The organism is Mesorhizobium sp. Root102, assembly GCF_001425625.1.
Lineage (GTDB): Bacteria > Pseudomonadota > Alphaproteobacteria > Rhizobiales > Rhizobiaceae > Mesorhizobium.
Genome location: NZ_LMCP01000001.1, coordinates 138795 through 156556, shown reverse-complemented (window position 1 = coordinate 156556; position 17762 = coordinate 138795). Strand labels below are relative to the sequence as shown.

The window sequence follows — 17762 nt, the reverse complement described above, 5'->3', positions numbered from 1 at the left end:
CGGCCTCTTCGTCGTCAGGTCGCTTCGAGCACCATGTTGAGGGGGGTCTGGGCGGCCCGCCGGACACGAGAGAAACCACCTGAGCGGATCACCTCGGTCAGCCGGTTCTCTCCCGCTTGCGCGCCAAGCGCGAGGCCCGTCTCCTGTGCCAGCGATGTGGGAACGCAGATCATCGTCGAGGCCGAGTAGTAGAGCCGTCCGACCGGATTGATATTTTCCTCCAGCGTGTCTCCTGCCATGGGCTCGACGACCATCCAGGTGCCGCCGTCTTTCAGCGAATTGCGAATATGCACCGCCGCGGTCTTCGGATCGCCCATATCGTGCAAGCAGTCGAAGCAAGTGACCAGATCGAAGTCGTGTCCTGGAAAGTCCTGCGCCCGGCCGACCTCGAAATCCAGGTTCGTCAGCCCGTACGACCGGGCGTGCGCGGTCGCGGCGGCAATCGAGGCCGGATGGAAGTCGTAACCTATGAATCGGGAGTGGGGGAACGCCTGCGCCATCAGGATCGTCGACAGCCCGTGCCCACACCCAACGTCGGCCACCGACGCACCCGCCTTCAACTTGTCGACAACCCCGTCAAGCGCCGGCAGCCATTCCTTCACCAGGGCATTGACATAACCCGGCCGGAACAGGCGTGACACCGCGCAGAACAGACAACCTGCCTGGTCGCCCCAGGCAACGCCGCGTCCGGTCTTGAAAGCCGATTGCACCTTTGGCTGGTTCTCGACCATGGCGGCCGCGGTATCGAACCCGCCGATCAGATGGACCGGGCTGTCAGGCTCCGCAAATATGAATGACTGCTCGGGCGTCAGCGAGAACCGCCCATGTTCAAAATGCACGTAGCCGGACGCCGCCTGTGCCGCCAGCCATTCGCGAACGTAGCGGCGCGCGCATCCCGTGGCATCGGCAAGTTCGTCGGCCTTCGCCGGCCCGATCTCCTTGAGCGTCTTGTACAGACCCAGCGCATCTCCGATTCGAACCAACGGTACACTGACTGCCCCGCCAAGGTCGCCCAGGACGCGGCCTACCAATTCATTGAGCGTGGTTTCATTGAGTTGCGTCATGTCGGGTTCCTCCTGATCTTCGGACGACGCCTTTGCGGTCCGTCAATCCAAGGATGAGACGCCGGGGAACGATGGGCATGATGCGGCGGTCCCGCGCGGGCAAGGAAATCGGGTCCAAACAGGGACAGATGTCCCACTTTTATGGCTGCGCCGATCTCAATCGGGCTGCGGCGCTCGCCCTCTGTCGGACAGCGTCATCACGATTGCCTGCGATCGGCTGTGCACGCCAAGCTTGCCGAAGATCATCGACAGCTGGTTGCGCACCGTCTTCACGCTCTTGCTAAGGCGTTGCGCGATGGCGCGGTTGTCCAGCCCCTCTTTAACCAGATCCAGAAGCGCCGCCTCGGCAGGTGTCAGGCCGGCCTCGTGGATTGCGCGCGATTGCTTGGGCCGGTCATGTCCGAGGAAGGCGTCAAGTTCGCTCTGAAATACAGCCCAGGCCGGCTCGGTCGGCAGGAGAACATGGTTCTTGCTTTCAAGCGGTAGGAAGCGCGCTCCAGGGATCGCTGCGGCAAGCTTGCAGCCTTCATTGAATGGCACGCGCATATCCCCTCGGCTGTGCGCGATCAATGTCGGGACGCGGAGTTTCGCCGCAAGGTCCAGGACGTCGATCCCCTGCATCTGCCAGAGCAGGCGGGCGGCCACGTCGGCGCTTGCCGTCACACGCTCGAGATCGCCCCACCAGCGATGCTGTTCTTGTGTCCCGTCGGGAATGAAAAGATTGGTGAAGAACCGGCAGAACGCAGGATTTTCGCGTCCCCAGCCAATGCGAACGAAATTGACAAGCGTTTCGGCTTCCAACCGTTCGGCCTCGGTCTGCGCCCGAACCCTCGCACCCTGACCATAGGCGTTGAGGAGCACCAAATGCGACACCCGCTCAGGGTGCCGTAATGCATATGCGATGCTGAGAGCGCCGCCCTGCGAAAGACCGAGCAGAACGAAGCTTGGCTGCTCGATGGTCGCCGTCACGGCGTCCAGGTCTGCGTGCCACGCCTCGATCGACAGGTCGGCGACATGGCGATCCGATAAGCCGCAGCCGCGTGGATCGTAGCGTACAAACCGGTTGCGGGCCGAAAGGACCTGGAGCCATGGCCGCCAAACCGGACTTTCCAGATCATAATCGACATGGCTCAACCAGTGCGCCGCCCGCACGATCACCTTTCCCTCTCCGCAGGATGCGACAGCGATGCGGGTACCGTCTTCGGACGTGCAGAACCGTATGCTCTGGCTGAGTTTCATCGCGCAAGAATATCGCAGTGGGGCGCCAGTCAACAGACCGATCTCGGCAGACGCAGAATCGATATCGTTTCAGGACAATCATCCGGTGGAAGGAGCGCCGAATCCGCCGCTCCTTCGCCTGATCAGAAGACCGCGTCTGTCACTGCCTTTACCGGGCCGAGCAGCACCGATCCGTCCGGCACGCCGGCGTCGATCGGGATCGCCTGGCGGTTGGCCGTCGCCACCATCGGCTGGCTGGCGTCGCTGGTCACGATGACCGGCGTCTTGGAAGGCACGCGGTCATAGAGGTCGATAATGTCCTGATTCATAAGGCGCACGCAGCCTGAAGAGACCGACTTGCCGATCGACTTCCATTCCGGAGAGCCATGCAGGCGGTAGAGCGTGTCGACGTTGCCCTGGAAAAGATAGAGCGCACGCGCACCGAGCGGGTTCTTCAAGCCGCCGGGCATGCCGCCATTGTCGGCGCTGTACGGCTTCAATTCCGGCTGCCGGGCGATCATTTCATCCGGCGGCGTCCACTTCGGCCACTTCTGCTTCCACTGGACCACGGCGTCGCCGGACCATTCGAAGCCGGCGCGGCCGAGACCGACGCCGTAACGGATCGCCTGGCCGCCCGGGCGCACGAGATAGAGATGGTGTCCGGTCGTGTCGACGATGATGGTGCCGGGCTTCTGCCCCGTCGGATCGGGAACGATCTGGCGCAGGAACTGCGGATCGATTTTGTCGAACGGTATGGCGGGAAGGTCGAAACCGCCATCGCTGACGGCCGCGTACATCGTCGCATAGTCGGGCAGGGGCGGCTCGACATAGGTTGGCGGAGGCGGCTCGACCGGCCCCGGCCCGGTGGTGGCGCATGCGGAAACCGCGATCGAAGCGGCGCCCAAGGCTGCGGCGTTGAGAAAGCCGCGACGGCTCAGGCGAAGAGATTCGATTTCGGTTTTGGACATGGTTGCCTTCTTTAAGTCTCAAATCGCAACAAAGCATGAATTCGCCGACCGTTGCGCGGGTGCCTGACAACACCTGGGGCGATAGGCGGTTCCGATTCTGGCCTGAAGGTGGACAAACAAAGGCGAAGCTGTGACCGCGAGGCCACTGTGGCGCCAGGGCCACAGATCTTAGCTACCCGGCACCAAAGCTTCGAGCGATGGCAGGATCAGGGCCGGTGGGAAGTCCCGGTATTCTTCGGGCTGGTTGGAACGGTTGATCCACACCGTGCGAAAACCGAACTTGGTGGCGCCGGCGATGTCCCAGCGATTGGAGGACTGGAAGGATACCGCGCCGGGATAGAGGCGCCAGCCGGTGGCGATCATGTCGTAGACCGCCGGATCGGTCTTGAAGCGCCGCACCGTATCGACGGAATAGATATCGTCGAGGACTTGGTCGAGCGCGGCGGACTTGACCGCCGCCTGCAGCATTTCGGGCGAGCCATTGGACAGGATCGCCAGCCGCGCTCCGGAGGCCTTGAGCGCCTTGAGTACGGCCGGCACTTCCGGATAGCAATCCAGCCGCCAGTAGGCATCCAGCAATGTCGCCTTGAGGCCGGGGTCGGCCGAGGGAACCTTGCGCAAGGCGAAATCGAGCGCCTGTTCGGTCAACTGCCAGAAATCGACATAGGCGCCCATCAGCGTGCGCACCCAGGAATATTCGAGTTGCTTGGCGCGCCAGATCTCGGACAACAATTGGCCGTCCGCCCCGACCCGGTCGGCATGGCGGCGCACGGCGGCATGCACGTCGAACAGCGTGCCATAGGCGTCGAAGACATAGGCGGTGTATTGCATGATAACAGTTTTGAGGGCAGGCGCGACAAGGTGCAAGCCTTGATTGCATCGCGCTCCGTCTCTGGCCTCAACAAAACTCCTTGATGCCGGTTGACGGCGCCCGCCAAAGCATCTTCCAATAGCTGTCACACGAGATCGATTGAGACGGGATAACACGATGACACTGGCGGCTGCGGCGCAATCCGCGACATGGACTTTCGTCGATGGTGATTGGCACGAGGGCAATGTCGCCATTCTGGGACCGCGCAGCCACGCCATGTGGCTCGGCACCAGCGTGTTCGACGGCGGCCGCTGGTTCGAAGGCGTCGCCCCCGACCTCGAGCTTCATGCCGCCAGGGTGAATTCCTCGGCGATTGCACTCGGTCTCAAGCCGTCGATGACTGCCGACAAGATCGTTGGGCTGACGTGGGATGGGTTGAAGAAGTTCGACGGCAAGACTGCGGTCTACATCAGGCCGATGTACTGGGCCGAGCACGGCGGCTATATGGGCGTGCCGGCCGATCCCGCGTCGACCCGCTTCTGCCTTTGCCTCTACGAATCACCGATGATACCGCCGACCGGCTTTTCGGTGACCGTATCGCCTTTCCGGCGCCCGACCATCGAAACCATGCCGACCAACGCCAAGGCCGGCTGCCTCTACCCCAACAACGGTCGTGCCATTCTCGAAGCCAAGATGCGAGGCTTCGACAACGCAATGGTGCTCGACATGCTGGGCAACGTCGCCGAGACTGGAACCTCGAACATCTTCCTGGTCAAGGACGGTCATGTCTTTACACCGGCGCCGAACGGCACGTTCCTCTCCGGCATCACCCGCTCGCGCACGATAACGCTGCTTGGTGAGTATGGCTTCAAGACCACGGAAAAGACGCTGTCGGTGCGCGATTTCCTCGAAGCGGACGAGATCTTCTCAACCGGAAACCATTCCAAGGTGGTGCCGATCACCCGTATCGAAGACCGCAACCTGCAACCCGGGCCGGTGGCCAAGAAGGCGCGCGAACTCTATTGGGATTGGGCGCATTCGACTTCCGCCGCCTGAGCGGATAAAAAGGTGATCGACGCTTCATCCCGGAGTTGTCCCAACCCGTTCCAGCGCTATCTTAGTCCGGTATCGACACCGGATTTTTCCATGAGGGAGTACCATCCATGGCTTTTGAATTGCCCGCTTTGCCTTACGATTATGAGGCCTTGCAGCCTTACATGTCGAAAGAGACCCTGGAATATCACCACGACAAGCACCACAAGGCGTATGTCGACAACGGCAACAAGCTCGCCGCCGAAGCCGGCATGGGCGATCTGTCGGTCGAAGAGGTGGTCAAGCAGTCGTTCGGCAAGAATGCCGGTCTCTTCAACAATGCCGCCCAGCACTACAATCACATCCATTTCTGGAAGTGGATGAAGAAGGGCGGCGGCGGCAACAAATTGCCGGGCGCCCTGCAGAAGGCGGTCGATAGCGATCTCGGTGGTTACGACAAGTTCAAGGCCGACTTCATTGCCGCCGGCACGACACAGTTCGGCTCCGGCTGGGCCTGGGTCTCGGTCAAGGATGGCAAGCTGGCGATCTCGAAGACGCCGAATGGCGAGAACCCGCTCGTCCATGGCGCGTCGCCGATCCTCGGCGTCGATGTCTGGGAACACTCCTATTACATCGACTACCGCAACGCTCGGCCGAAATATCTCGAGGCGTTCGTCGACAGCCTGATCAACTGGGATCACGTGCTGGAATTGTACGAAAAGGCGAAGTGACCGATTTTCAGAAAGCCCCGGCATCCCCGGGGCTTTTCTTTTGGCGTCGAGGTCTTCGTAAAGGTTTGAGAAAAATCATCCGGGGGAAGGGAATATTCCCCACGCAGCGTCCGTTAACGCCCTGGCAGCGTCGGTTAACGCCCTGTCCGAATACCTTCATCATGGAGCCAATTGAATGAGAAAGCTTGTCCTCGCCATCTCTATGCTCGCCTTTGCCGGTTCGGTGGCCTCCGCCGATCCGATCCTCGACCGGCAGGCTCTGATGAAGGAACGTGGAAAGATTGCCGGCGGATTGTCGAAGGTTGTCAAAGGTGAAGAATCCTTCGACGCCGCGGCCGTACTGACGGCGCTGCAGGCGCTGCAAGCCAATGCCGAGAAGTTCAATGCCGAGGCGCTGTTCCCGGCCGGCAGCGATACGGGCGACACCACGGCCTCGCCAAAAATCTGGGAAGACAAGGTCGGCTTCAATGCGGCCGAGGACAAGCTTCTGGCCGACGTCAAGGCCGCGGTCGCGGCGCCGCCAGCCGATGTTGATGCCTTGACGACGCAGCTCAACACCATCGGCGGTGACTGCGCCAGCTGCCATCAAACTTACAGGGTGAAAAAGGGCTGATCGCGGCCGATGCCCTTGCTGAGAAAACTCGTCGGCGCCGTCCTCGTTCTGGGCGGCGTCGGCGCGGTTGCCGGATGGCTGCTGTCGGCGCCGGTAAGGCTGGATGCTGAAACTGTGGCGCAACTCGGCCCTGGCGATGCCGCCAGGGGCAAGCGCATTTTTTATGCCGGCGGCTGCACATCCTGTCATTCGAAGCCGGGCTCGCAGGGTGACGCCCGCCTTCAACTGGTCGGCGGCCTCGAACTGAAGACGCCGTTCGGCACCTTCGTGCCGCCCAATATTTCGCAGGATCCCAAGGACGGCATCGGCGCCTGGTCTGTCGAGAACCTCGCCAATGCCATGCTGAAGGGCGTGTCGCCCTCGGGCGAACACTTCTATCCGGCCTTTCCTTATGCATCCTACGCGCGCATGAATCCGGCCGACATTGCCGACCTCTATGCTTTCCTGAAGACGCTACCGGCCGTCGCCGGCAAGGCGCCAGCGAACTCGCTCAGCTTCCCCTTCAACATCCGCCGCGGCATCGGCCTTTGGAAACTGCTCTATCTCAGCGACCAGCCGGTCGTTCCCTTGCCCGATGGCACGCCTGGCCCGGTGATGGCCGGCCGCTATCTGGTCGAAGGGCCGGGGCACTGCGGCGAATGCCACACGCCGCGCGATTTTGCAGGCGGTACGAAAAAGAACGCGTGGCTGGCCGGCGCCGTGGCCGCCGAGGGCAGCGGCGTCGTGCCGAACATCACATCGGGCGAAGGCGGTATCGGCGATTGGTCGGAAGCCGACATCGCCAACTACCTCGAAACCGGCTTCACGCCTGATTTCGATTCCGTCGGCGGCGCCATGGTCGACGTGCAGCGGAACATGGCCGAACTCGCGCCCGAGGACCGTGCGGCCATCGCCGCCTACCTCAAGGCGGTACCGCCGCATCCAAACGGCTATCCGCCGCGCAAAAAGCCGGCGAGCTAGTTTTCCGGCGACAGGTGGCGGTCGCCGAGGAAATCGAAGCCGGTTTCAAAGAAATGATTGTAGTCGCAGGTCAGTTCCTCGCCAGGCGCGATATCGCGCAAGGCGTATGTTTCCTCAGGTGAGGAGACGTCGCAATTCGGCTCATCCGCATGGTTCATGAAGCGGGCGTCGTCGGCTTCGAAGACGATGTAGTTCGGGTCGCGCCGGTCGGGGTAGGAATAGCGGTCGAGATAGTTCTTCACCGATCCGCTTTCGCTCTCATAAGTTTCCACGTCGATGATCCGATCGAATCTCGGGTCCAACTTCCAGATCAGCGTGCCGCGCGGAATGTGGGCCCTGGCAAACACACCGATGCCCTGGATGGACGATTTGTCGAGATAGACGTCAACGAGCAGCATGGCGGACCCTTGCGAGACAGTACTGGCAGTCGCGGCTTTGAAAAGCCGGGCATTGGGTAGCGCGCGATGGTGGCAATTGCGAGCAGAAAATCGCGGCGCATGACCGCGAAATGAAGCCTCGGAAAAGATTATACGCAAATCAAAAACTCATGACATTGGAAATCCGTCGAGGAACAGCGGCGGTCGGTTCGCGACCCGTTCCGCTGACCGACGGCGAATAGGGATGAAAAGGTCAACGCTGCTGCAGCGCGAGCCGAATACCCAGAGCGCAGTAGATGCCGCCAACAACCTTGCCTTGCCACTTCAGCACTGTCGGATTTCGGCGCAGGAACGCGCCGAGCCGACCGGCGCTCGCCGCGAAGACGACCGTGCTGAAAAAGCCGAGTAAGACGAAGATAACCCCCAATATGGTCAACTGAAGCATCACCGATCCGTTTTCAGGCCGCACGAACTGAGGCAGAAAAGCGAGGAAGAACAGCGCGGTCTTGGGGTTGAGCACTTCGGTCAGGACAGCCTGTCGAAACGCCTTGCCGGCGGAGATCGCGAGCGCACCGGCAGCCGGGTTGGCTGGTGTTTTCTCGATGATCGCGCGAATGCCGAGATAAACCAGGTAGGCCGCGCCGATGTACTTTATGATACTGAACAGCGCCGCCGACGTGGCGATGATCGCCGAGATGCCAACCATCGCCATGACGGTGTGAAACACGTCGCCGGCAGCGATCCCGGCGCCGGTCGCGATGCCAACCTTGGTTCCGGAGCTCGTTGCCCGCGCTATGGTAAGGAGCGTGGCCGGACCCGGAATAAAGACGAAGCCGAGCACAACCGCGACATAGGCAATCAAGGTAGCGAGATCGATCATCGGACGATTTCTCCAGTAAGCTGCGCCCTGCCCATCACCTTCAGTGCAAACGAATAAGTGTAGGCGATCTCCTCCAGCCGCGAAAACCGGCCGGAGGCACCGGCATGACCGGAATCCATGTTGATCTTGAACAGCACCGGATTGTCGCCGCTCTTGCGCTCGCGCAGCCGCGCCACCCATTTGGCGGGCTCCCAATAGGTGACGCGCGGATCGGTGAGACCGGCCAGCGCCAGGATCGGCGGATAGTTGAGCGCTGCGACATTGTCGTAGGGCGAATAGGCGGCGATGGTTCGATAGTCGTCGGCTGACGCGATCGGATTGCCCCATTCAGGCCATTCCGGCGGCGTCAGCGGCAGGCTCGCGTCGAGCATGGTGGTGAGCACATCGACGAAAGGAACCTCGGCGACGATGCCGCCGAAACAATCCGGCGCCATGTTGGCGATGGCGCCCATCAGCATGCCGCCGGCCGAACCGCCTTGCGCGACGATCCTGTCATGCGCCGTGTAGCGCTCGGTCACCAGATGGCGCGCGACGGCGATGAAATCGGTGAACGTGTTCATCTTGTGCGCCCGCTTGCCGTCGTCGTACCAGCCATAGCCCTTGTCCTTGCCGCCGCGGACGTGAGCGATGGCAAAGACGAAGCCGCGGTCGACCAGCGAGAACCAGTTGGTGTTGAAGGCGGCCGGCACGGTGATGCCGTAGGAGCCGTAGCCATAAAGCAGGCACGGTGCGGATCCATCCAGCGGCGTGTCGCGGTGGTGCAAGAGCGAGATCGGCACCAGTTCGCCATCGCTGGCCGGCGCCATCAGCCGCCTGGTGACATAGTGCTCCGCGTCATGGCCGGACGGCACCTCCTGGGTTTTCAGCAGCACCCGCTCGCGGGTGCGCATATTGTAGTCGAACACCTGGGCCGGCGTCGTCATCGACGAGTAGGAAAAGCGCATGATCTCGGTATCGTACTCATAGGAACCCGACAGGCCGAGCGAGAAAGCCTCCTCGTCTAGGGACAGATGATGCTCCTCGCCGCTGCTGCGGTCGCGCACGACAATGCGCGGCAAGCCTTCCTTGCGTTCGAGCCGGACCATGTGGTCCCTGAAGCCGATCACCGACAGGATCAGTCGCCCGGGTTCATGCGGCACCAGTTCCTGCCAGTTGGCACGGACCGGATCGCTCGCCGGTGCCGTCATGATCTTGAAATCCTTGGCGCCATCGGCATTGGTCAGGATGAAGAAGATGTCGCCCCCTTCTTCAAGGTCATACTGAAGGCCAATCTCACGCGGCGAGACCAGTTTCGGTTCGGCAAACGGATCGCTGGCGCTCAAGAGGCGGTATTCCGAAGTTTCGTGATCGTTGATGCCGATCATGATCCATTCGTTGTTGCGGGTGCCGTCGACATTCATGAAGAAGCCGGGATCGGTTTCCTCATAAATCAGCCGATCGCTTTGCGGGCTGTCGCCCAGCGCATGGAACAGGACCTTGGACGGCCGGTGGTTGGGGTCGAGTCGCGTATAGAAGAAGCCGTCATTGCCGGCGCTCCAGATACCTGAACCGCCGGTGTCGGGTATCTGGTCGGCAAGCTCCTTGCCATCGGCAAGGTCGCGCACGCGAAGCGTGTAGAATTCGGAGCCCTTGTCGTCGAATGCCCACAGCAGCTTGGTGTGGTCGGCCGAATGGTCGACACCGCCAAGACGGAAATAGGCCTTGCCTGCGGCCTCCGCGTCGCCGTCGAGCAGGATATGCTCGGCGCCGCCGTCGCGCGGCATGCGGAAATAGCGCGGCTGCTCGCCGCCAAGCTTGAAGGACGAACCATAGGCATAGGGCCCATCCTTCATCGGCACGGAAGAATCGTCTTCCTTGATACGGCCCTTCATCTCCTTGAAAAGCTGCTTCTGCATCTCGACCGTATCGGCCATCAGCTTTGACTGGTAGGCATTCTCCGCCTCGAGCTCAGCTCGGATCCCCGCATCTAGCAATGACGGGTCCCGGAACATCTCCTGCCAGTTGTCGGCGCGCAGCCAGGCATAGTCGTCGGTTCGCGTGATGCCGTGATGTGTGTCGGAAACCGGCCGCTTCTCGGGCGTTGGCGGGCTGACGATCGGAAATACGGATGTCTTGGTCATTGCGTCTCGCTTTGGAAGTATCTTGAATGGCAAATGAACACACCGATCAGGGCGGGTTCAAGAGCCGCAGTCTATGGGTTGTGTCGGCTCCAGGAGATGAGCCGGGAGGAAAGATGATGACTGTTCGGTCTCGGACTGCTGCGGCTTTCGCCGTTGCTTCGCTAACTCTGGCCTTTGCCGGCCAGTCTCATGCGACCGTATTCGCGGCTTGGCAAGTGGCCAATGTGCCGTTCGGCGACACGCTCAATGTGCGCAAATACCCTTCGGGCACGTCCCAGAAGCAGGCGGCATACCCGAATGGGACCGTTCTGCAGATGACCGGACGATGCACCGGCGGGATAAACCTGCTCGACATCGCCAACCAGCCGGCGTGGAAGCAGGAACAGAAGGTTCGCTATCGTTGGTGCGAAATCTGGCATGACCCGGCCCAGAACGGCAACTTCGTCACCGGGTGGGCCTACGGCAAATACATAACCCCGCATTGATTGACGCGGCGCGGTTAACCGATCCGGCCGGATGACAGAGATGTCCCTGATTGCTTGCTCGACGGCGGCAACCTGTGGTTTTGTGGGCAGATATGAACAACCAAGTTTGCGCGTGCAATAGCCAAGCAAAATCAAGCATTGAAACCCGCTTTGTGAGTTGCCGCGAATGTAACGACGAGCTGACGTCGCGTCAGCCGTTGCTGGTTGGCGCGCGAAATATCGATAAATTGCACAATGCACGAAAGATTGAAGCTGATCCGGGAATAATTGACCAACATCGTTCAATATAGCGCAAGGGTCGAATTGACTTACTTGGCGCGCAGGCTCATTGATGTGCCCGCGACACGAATCGCAGAAGCTCTACCTGCACAAAGTTCGTGCAATGCCCTGCCTGTAAAAAAGGGCGCGGATCGAGTAACTCTTGTTGGGGCCTGAAGACCATGGATATTGTCGAAACACCTTCCAGAAACAGCGATGCGCTGATCGAATTGACCGCCGATGTGGTGGCCGCCTATGTCAGCAACAATCCCGTGCCGGTCGGCGAATTGCCGAACCTGATATCCGATGTCCATGCCGCACTCGGGCGTGTGGGCGGAACCGCCGAACAGCCGCCTGCCGACAAGCAAAAGCCGGCGGTCAACCCGAAGCGCTCGGTTCATGACGACTACATCGTCTGCCTCGAAGACGGCAAGAAGTTCAAGTCGCTGAAGCGCCATCTGATGACCCATTATGACCTGACGCCGGATCAGTATCGCGAAAAGTGGAACCTCGACCCGACCTATCCGATGGTTGCACCCAACTATGCGGCTGCCCGGTCCCAGCTCGCCAAGAAGATGGGTCTCGGCCGCAAGCGCAAGGCGCGGTAATCGCAGCCAGCCAGACCGAATCGATAAACGGCGCCTTCGGGCGCCGTTTGATTTTGCGGGGCGGCAACGCGCTGATCGAGTAGAGCAATTCCAGGAAGAGTGTGAAACGCGCTCAGGCGGTCTGCTTGAGCGCCACCTCGGCATCGCGCTTGATACGCTTGACCATCGAGCGAAGGCCGTTGGCGCGCTGCGGCGACAGATGCTCGTCGAGGCCGAGCTCTTTCAATGTCGCTTCCGCATCGGTCTTCTGGATTTCGCTGGCGGTCCTGCCGGAAAACAGCGCCAGCATGATCGCGACCAGCCCACGCACGATATGAGCGTCCGAATCGCCGGTGAAGGTGATGACCGGGTCGGCCCCAGCTCCGCGTTCGGTGGTCAGCCAGACCTGGCTGACACAACCCGGCACCTTGTTGGTGGCGCTGCGCTGCTCGTCAGGAAACGGCGGCAAGGCCTCGCCGAGTTCGATGACGTAACGATAGCGGTCTTCCCATTCCTCAAGGAACGAGAAGTCGTCGCGGATCGTCTGGATCGTCGTGGTCATAATGCCGGATATAGTCACGCGGCGGCTCCGCGTCACGGAAAAAACAAGGACACCGCGGGTGTCGAGAGGGCAGACAGCCCGCGGTGCGCCGTCGAAAACGGCTTAATTCTGCGTCGGCAGGTTGACTGTCTCGGGCAAGACGATTTCTTCCGGCACGCTGCCAGTCATCGTCGATGTATCGGGGCCGGCAGTGGACTTGTCGTCCAGCATTGCTGCCGCGATCTTGGCGGTCTCCTTGGCGCGCGCGGTGATGGTGTGCATCGCGGACTTGCCAGTTTCACAGACATCGGGCTTGCGCTCGCAAATGCCGGCGATGTCGCCAACTGCCTCGCGTGCCGCAAACAAGGCCTGGATCGGCCCGACGCTTTCATGCCCCGCTTCATCGGAACCGACACTCAATGGCAACGCCAGCAGCACCAGCGAAAACCAGAAAGCCATTCTCATCAAAAAGAACATGCCCTTGCCCTCTCGTCGTGACCGGATCATGCGTCCATATGGCATGACCTCTTTTGTGGCAGGATGTTGGCACACAGGCGCAAAGGACGGCTTGCAGGCAAAGCGACAATTTTCCTCAAATTTTAGGCAAATTCGAAACGAGCCGTTGTGCAAACGATTTGTCTCAAATCCGAACGAGTTTCCTTAACATACGATAACCATCTATCTCCATGTTTTTCCTGTATTTTTCTTGAAATCTCGGAGTCAAGGTGCCGCATGCTCCCACCCGATGGGCACCGTCGCCGAATAACCCTCCGTTTACTATGGCTGCATTTGCCCGGGCTTTCGGCTGCCGGCATCCCGATATTTGCCGCAGGCCGGGGCTTTGGTCGGCCCTGCCTTATCCATTCCTTAAACGCTGGATGCGAGTTTCAAAGCCAACCAGAAAGATCTGCAGGGCAGAGCTGTCCACGACGATTACGGGTGCGTTGAGTTGAGTTCAATCAAGGCCAGATACGTTGAATTGCCTGGCGCGATTGCCGCCGGTTGCGAACGTATGGTCCATCCGTCCATCCTTGGGCAAGGCGACCGCGAGCGCCAGCGCCGCTTCATCGGCGTCATGCTCGCTGCTCCTTTCTTTGCCGCGGGTGCCGCGGTCACGCTGGTCACTTCGGGCATGGGCGCCGCCGTCACCATGGCCGCCATCTTCGCGGCCTTTGGCCTGTGCTGGTTCGTCGCCTTGCTGGTGGCGGCGACCGGCAGGATGGCGATGGCGAGTCGGATCGCCCTGGCAGTGGCGGGCATTTCTCTCGGCAGTCTCATTGCCGCCGCGGGCGGGCTGAGTTCGCCTGTCGCCATGCTTGTCGTGGCGCTGCCATTCGAAGCCTGGTGGATCGGCGCCTCACGGCGCGCGGCACTGTGGGGAGCCCTGTCGGCCGCGGTCGCCATCCTGGCTCAGCCTCTGGCTGGAACCGTGTTCCCGTTCGCAGGAGCGCAGATCGCGGCGTGGCACTGGCTGGTGCCGTTGGCCTGGGCGCTCACGCTGATCCCGCGCGCATCGGCGTTTCGAAACACGGCCGATGCGGCTGATGTGGTCGACACTGCCGACCGGCTTGAAGACATCATCGATGCGGTGATCTTGCGCGTCGCCCGTCATGGCGAGGTTCTGGACGCTTCGCCAAAGGCGCGCACGCTTTTGAAATTGCCGCCCGAATTGCTGTCCGGAAGCGGCCTTTTCGATCGCGTCCATCTGTCGGATCGCGTTTCCTATCTCAGCGCCCTGGCTGACATGCGCGACGGCGCGTTGTCGCGCCGGCTCGAATTACGCATCAGGCTGCCCCAGAACGGCAATGGCCAGAATGACAGTCGCATGACGGCCGACAATTATCGGCCGTTCTCGCTCGATCTGGTGCGAGCCGAGGAACAGGGCGACGTCTTCACGCTTGTCCTGCGCGAGAATGACGAGATTGCCCGGCTGCGCGAGGATCTGGCGGCGGCCAATGAAGCGGCCGCGTCCGCCGAGGTGGCGAAGGGGCGCTTCCTTGCGGTGGTCAGCCACGAATTGCGCACGCCGCTGAATGCCATTATCGGCTTCTCGGACATGCTGCTGCATGAAATGTTCGGCGCCTTCAAGGATCCGCGCCAGAAGGAATATGTCGGCCTTGTGAGGGATTCGGGCCAGCATCTGCTTGCAGTCGTGACCTCGATACTCGACGTGTCCAGGATTGAATCGGGCGTCTATGCGACCGAACCGGAGCCGTTCCGGTTCGCGGAAGCGGTCGACATGTGCCAGTCGATGATGCAACTGCAGGCGCAGGCCAAGAACATCCATCTGCAGGCGCAGATCGCGCCGGACGCCGGCGACATCAATGCCGATCAGCGTGCCGTGCAGCAGATGCTCATCAACCTCGTCTCCAATGCGATCAAATTCACCCCCGATGGCGGCGATGTCGTCGTCGGCGCCAAGCGGATCGGCTCGCGCTTGCATTTCTGGGTCAGGGACACCGGCATCGGCATCGCCGAGGAGGATTTTGCCAATCTCGGCAAGCCCTTCATGCAGATCCAGAACGACTATACCCGCCGTTTCGAGGGGACCGGTCTCGGCCTGTCGTTGGTCAAGGGCCTGGTGGCGCTGCACGAAGGCACGATGTCCATTGAAAGCATGCCGGGCGAGGGCACCACGGTGACCATCAGCCTGCCGGTGAACGGACCGAAGGGGCATCAGGCGGAGAAGGCCGGCGTGCTGACGATGCCTGTGGCCATGGCGAAAGGGGACAGAAATGGCTCGCTCCGCAAAACAGCCTAAGGCGGTCAAGCGCCGCAGCAATGCCTTTCAGGACGGCGCCGTCGCCGTCGGTGGCATGATCTCGCGCAATCCTGTCCTGGTGGGTGGCTCGACCGCATTCCTGGTGACGTTGTTCTACGTTTCCGCCAATGCCTTGTGGTATCAGCCGTTCCCTCATGCCGGCGCGTTTTTCGCGACCCGCAGCATCGAGGGCTTTCCGCGCGCTGCATCCGACGAACCGGAGACGACATTCAACATCGTGCGGCCATCCGGCGCGCCGGCGCCGATCAAAGGTGACCCGGTGGTCGAGCAGGTGCAAGGCATACTGAAGGATCTCGATTTCTATTCCGGAACGGTCGACGGCATTTCCGGGCCCAACACGCGCAAGGCCATCCAGGCCTATCAGCAGAAGGTCGGGCTCAACGCATCCGGCGAGATCGATGCGCTTCTGTTGGATCAATTGGGCGCGACGCCGAAAACCGCTTCCGTCGTACCCAGGCCGCAGCCGCGCCCGGATATGCCGGCCGCCGTTCCGGTGTCTTTGCAAACAAATTCGGGGCAGGCGAATGCCGCCGAGTCGAACGCCGCGACGCAAGCGCCCGATGCCCGCATCGTCAAGATCCAGGCCGGGCTCAAGGCGTTCGGCAATGACGACATGCAACTGGACGGCGTCGTCGGCGCGCGCACCAAGGCGGCGATCAAGGAATTCCAGTCGCTGTTCGGGCTGCCGCAGACGGGCGACCCCGATGAGATCGTCTACGTCAAGATGCGCGAGATCGGCCTGACCAACTGACGGCCGAAACGACGGCTCGCCGAGCGGCGCAAATATCGATACAGAACCCGCTTGCCTTGTTTTCATGCATGTCGTTGTCCCAAAACCGGGGCCACTTTTGGGCGACATGCATTAGCGGAGTTCTCTCATGCGCGTCACATCGGATCTGTGGGTCTCGGCCCTGTTGCGCCGGGTTTTCGGCGCCGGCGGATTTGCCGCCGTGGTCAAGCGTGGCGCGACCGAAGCCGGCGCTGTCTTCGTCCTGGCGCGGGGCAGGCTGGGCGAGGTTGCCCTGTTCGGGCCGGCACCGCAGACAAGCTACGATTCGGCCAAGCCCGACGACCGGTTTTTCAGTCTGCTCGGAGCCGGCGACGATGCCGCAGTGCTCGATGCCAGGCTGGAACGGGAAAAGAAGTTCGATCCCGACATCTGGGTGGTCGAGATCGAGGCCGGCACCGTGCCTGTCGAGGAACTTATTTCCGTGAAGACGCCCTGAGGCCGGAGGTCTCAGCCGCATCGTCGCTGTTCGATGCCATGCGGGTATCGCTGTTTGCCGGTGCGGCGTCGCGAACCACCCTCGAGAGGGTTTCGGCTTTCCAGTGCCGCACCTTGTCCTGGGCCGCCTCGCGATGCAGCTGGCGGTAGCGGTCGAGGAAGGTGCGGATAGCTTGAGGATGTGGGAATTGGCTGGGGTAGACGGCAACGGCGATCAGGAAGGCCTTGTCTTCGCTGAGGTCCAGCGAGCGCAATGCCGCAAGCAGCGATGCGTAGTTATGGTTGGCGGTGAGCGATCGCGCGATCGAGAAATCGATATCGAGCGCATCGGCGAGCGCGGTCTGGAAGAACGCGGCGTTTCCCGTCAGCGCTGTCTCGCGCAATTTCACATAGGTGTCGGCGCCTGTGAATAGATCGGCGTTCGTCGCTGCCGTCTCGTCGCCCGTGCGCATCATCGAGCGCAGCCTGCGCCGTGCATTCTCGGCTGCGATGCCGAGCGCCTGTTCTCGGGCGGGCTCGTCGGAGGCCGTTTCCGTGCTCACCGACACCATCTCGTCTGCTGCGATGGCTTTCGCCTCCGGCTCCCGCACGCGCACCAGAGTTGGCCTTTCCAGCGCCCGGATCAGATCGGCGATGGTCGGGTTCAGGCCCTTGCGGCGCCCAATGGCGCGGGCATGCGGCAGGCCATGTCGCCCGATAAGCGCGATGAGATCGATGTCGTTGACGGCGCGTGAGCGGATGAGCAACGGCGCGGCAATGTCGACCGGTTCCTCGCAGAGACGGCGCACCAGTGCCGCAGGGGCATATTCGCATTCGGAAAGGGCGGCCGCCACGTAACGGCGGGATTCGACGGACACATTGTCGAACAGCGGCAGCGTCAGGTCTTCGAGTTGGCCGATCTCACGGCGTGAAGGGCGGGTGAGCGAGCAGAACGCCGACACTGCGGCGCGGAACAGCCTTTCGGCCTTTCCCGAGTCTTTTCGTACCGCGATTTGCCTGAAGTCCGAAGATGACACGAAGGATACGCCCGTACTCGACACAAGCTTGGGCACGCTCGACCGGGACTGTGTCGGTTTCGCGAGCGCCAAGAACAAAGATCAAGTTAGCGAC

At 61.5% G+C, this 17762-nt stretch carries 19 protein-coding genes; 9 read left to right on the top strand and 10 right to left on the bottom strand.

What is annotated here, in order from left to right; translation table 11 throughout:
• Positions 1 to 14 precede the first annotated feature (14 nt).
• The 4 genes from ASD12_RS00740 to ASD12_RS00725 form a co-directional block, all read right to left on the bottom strand.
• Positions 15 to 1064 (bottom strand): class I SAM-dependent methyltransferase, encoded by a 1050-nt coding sequence (locus tag ASD12_RS00740; RefSeq protein ID WP_056580719.1) that lies wholly within the window; start codon positions 1062 to 1064, stop codon positions 15 to 17.
• A gap of 156 nt (positions 1065 to 1220) precedes the next feature.
• Positions 1221 to 2303, bottom strand: a complete 1083-nt coding sequence (locus ASD12_RS00735; protein WP_056580716.1) for an alpha/beta fold hydrolase — start codon at positions 2301 to 2303, stop codon at positions 1221 to 1223.
• Positions 2304 to 2425: 122 nt separating this feature from the next.
• Positions 2426 to 3250: a L,D-transpeptidase gene (locus tag ASD12_RS00730; protein WP_056580714.1), complete on the bottom strand. Its 825-nt coding sequence runs from the start codon at positions 3248 to 3250 to the stop codon at positions 2426 to 2428.
• Between the two features lie 168 nt (positions 3251 to 3418).
• Complete coding sequence (locus ASD12_RS00725) at positions 3419 to 4081, bottom strand: haloacid dehalogenase type II (RefSeq protein WP_056580710.1); 663 nt, start codon at positions 4079 to 4081, stop codon at positions 3419 to 3421.
• A gap of 157 nt (positions 4082 to 4238) precedes the next feature.
• Between ASD12_RS00725 and ASD12_RS00720 the strand changes: the two genes are divergently transcribed.
• From ASD12_RS00720 to ASD12_RS00705, 4 genes are all read left to right on the top strand, one after another.
• Complete coding sequence (locus ASD12_RS00720; RefSeq protein ID WP_056580708.1) at positions 4239 to 5117, top strand: branched-chain amino acid aminotransferase; 879 nt, start codon at positions 4239 to 4241, stop codon at positions 5115 to 5117.
• Positions 5118 to 5224: 107 nt separating this feature from the next.
• Positions 5225 to 5824: a superoxide dismutase gene (locus ASD12_RS00715; RefSeq protein ID WP_027053553.1), complete on the top strand. Its 600-nt coding sequence runs from the start codon at positions 5225 to 5227 to the stop codon at positions 5822 to 5824.
• Positions 5825 to 5999: 175 nt separating this feature from the next.
• The gene (locus tag ASD12_RS00710) at positions 6000 to 6437 is read left to right on the top strand and encodes a cytochrome c (protein WP_056580704.1); all 438 of its coding nucleotides are present in this window, start codon (positions 6000 to 6002) and stop codon (positions 6435 to 6437) included.
• A 9-nt stretch (positions 6438 to 6446) separates the two neighbouring features.
• On the top strand, positions 6447 to 7397 hold the full coding sequence (locus tag ASD12_RS00705) for a cytochrome c (protein WP_056580700.1): 951 nt from the start codon (positions 6447 to 6449) through the stop codon (positions 7395 to 7397).
• Here the strand turns inward: ASD12_RS00705 and ASD12_RS00700 are convergent.
• From ASD12_RS00700 to ASD12_RS00690, 3 genes are all read right to left on the bottom strand, one after another.
• Positions 7394 to 7795 (bottom strand): SET domain-containing protein-lysine N-methyltransferase, encoded by a 402-nt coding sequence (locus tag ASD12_RS00700; RefSeq protein WP_056580698.1) that lies wholly within the window; start codon positions 7793 to 7795, stop codon positions 7394 to 7396. The genes ASD12_RS00705 and ASD12_RS00700 overlap by 4 nt on opposite strands.
• Before the next feature lie 232 nt (positions 7796 to 8027).
• Complete coding sequence (locus ASD12_RS00695; RefSeq protein ID WP_056580695.1) at positions 8028 to 8654, bottom strand: LysE family translocator; 627 nt, start codon at positions 8652 to 8654, stop codon at positions 8028 to 8030.
• Positions 8651 to 10774 carry a S9 family peptidase gene (locus ASD12_RS00690; protein WP_056580691.1) on the bottom strand — a complete coding sequence of 708 codons (2124 nt, stop codon included), beginning with the start codon at positions 10772 to 10774 and terminating at the stop codon, positions 8651 to 8653. The genes ASD12_RS00695 and ASD12_RS00690 overlap by 4 nt, the downstream gene beginning before the upstream one ends.
• A gap of 116 nt (positions 10775 to 10890) precedes the next feature.
• On the opposite strand from ASD12_RS00690, the gene ASD12_RS00685 reads away from it, so the two are divergent.
• Positions 10891 to 11259, top strand: coding sequence for a hypothetical protein (locus ASD12_RS00685; RefSeq protein ID WP_056581896.1), 369 nt, complete (start codon positions 10891 to 10893; stop codon positions 11257 to 11259).
• Positions 11260 to 11699: 440 nt separating this feature from the next.
• On the top strand, positions 11700 to 12125 hold the full coding sequence (locus tag ASD12_RS00680) for a MucR family transcriptional regulator (RefSeq protein ID WP_013532660.1): 426 nt from the start codon (positions 11700 to 11702) through the stop codon (positions 12123 to 12125).
• A gap of 112 nt (positions 12126 to 12237) precedes the next feature.
• On the opposite strand, the gene ASD12_RS00675 is transcribed toward ASD12_RS00680, so the two are convergent.
• Complete coding sequence (locus ASD12_RS00675) at positions 12238 to 12666, bottom strand: SufE family protein (protein WP_056580686.1); 429 nt, start codon at positions 12664 to 12666, stop codon at positions 12238 to 12240.
• Positions 12667 to 12768: 102 nt separating this feature from the next.
• A complete protein-coding gene (locus ASD12_RS00670; RefSeq protein ID WP_056580683.1) occupies positions 12769 to 13122 on the bottom strand; it encodes a DUF5330 domain-containing protein in 354 nt (117 codons plus the stop codon).
• A 535-nt stretch (positions 13123 to 13657) separates the two neighbouring features.
• On the opposite strand from ASD12_RS00670, the gene ASD12_RS00665 reads away from it, so the two are divergent.
• From ASD12_RS00665 to ASD12_RS00655, 3 genes are all read left to right on the top strand, one after another.
• The gene (locus ASD12_RS00665; RefSeq protein ID WP_056580680.1) at positions 13658 to 15406 is read left to right on the top strand and encodes a PAS domain-containing sensor histidine kinase; all 1749 of its coding nucleotides are present in this window, start codon (positions 13658 to 13660) and stop codon (positions 15404 to 15406) included.
• Positions 15381 to 16178, top strand: coding sequence for a peptidoglycan-binding protein (locus ASD12_RS00660; protein WP_056580677.1), 798 nt, complete (start codon positions 15381 to 15383; stop codon positions 16176 to 16178). The genes ASD12_RS00665 and ASD12_RS00660 overlap by 26 nt, the downstream gene beginning before the upstream one ends.
• A gap of 127 nt (positions 16179 to 16305) precedes the next feature.
• Complete coding sequence (locus tag ASD12_RS00655; RefSeq protein WP_056580674.1) at positions 16306 to 16653, top strand: DUF1491 family protein; 348 nt, start codon at positions 16306 to 16308, stop codon at positions 16651 to 16653.
• Here the strand turns inward: ASD12_RS00655 and ASD12_RS00650 are convergent.
• Entirely contained in the window at positions 16631 to 17668 is a 1038-nt protein-coding gene (locus tag ASD12_RS00650; protein WP_056581895.1) for a hypothetical protein, read from the bottom strand. The two genes, ASD12_RS00655 and ASD12_RS00650, sit on opposite strands and share 23 nt — an antisense overlap.
• Positions 17669 to 17762: the final 94 nt, after the last annotated feature.